The organism is Pseudoalteromonas sp. S3178, assembly GCF_005886985.1.
Lineage (GTDB): Bacteria > Pseudomonadota > Gammaproteobacteria > Enterobacterales > Alteromonadaceae > Pseudoalteromonas > Pseudoalteromonas carrageenovora.
In genome coordinates, this window is sequence record NZ_PNCW01000509.1 from 1 (window position 1) to 316 (window position 316).

At 44.9% G+C, this 316-nt stretch carries 1 protein-coding gene; it reads left to right on the plus strand.

Annotated elements, in window-relative coordinates; genetic code table 11:
• Positions 1 to 316, plus strand: a 316-nt coding sequence (locus CWC11_RS21970) for an HAD family hydrolase (protein WP_138684259.1), incomplete at both ends; no start/stop codon positions are given.

Here is a 316-nt window from a genome sequence, read left to right on the forward strand (position 1 = left end):
AATGCCCTCTGCCCAAGAGGTATTACTTTTGGCCAGCAAAGAGTTTCAGTTGGCATTGGTTACTGGTAGTACACGTGCAGAGGCTTTACCTGTATTGCGTCATTACGACTTGTTAAAGTATTTTGCTGTGGTGGTGTGTAAAGATGATATTACCCGGCCTAAACCTCACCCTGAGCCATATACGCATGCGTTGTCGTTGATTGAAAAATCACCACACCAGGCGGTGGCTATTGAAGATACGTATACCGGATTATGCTCGGCTTGTGCTGCAGGCGTACAAACAATTTTGGTACCAAATGCACATTCAAAAGACCAA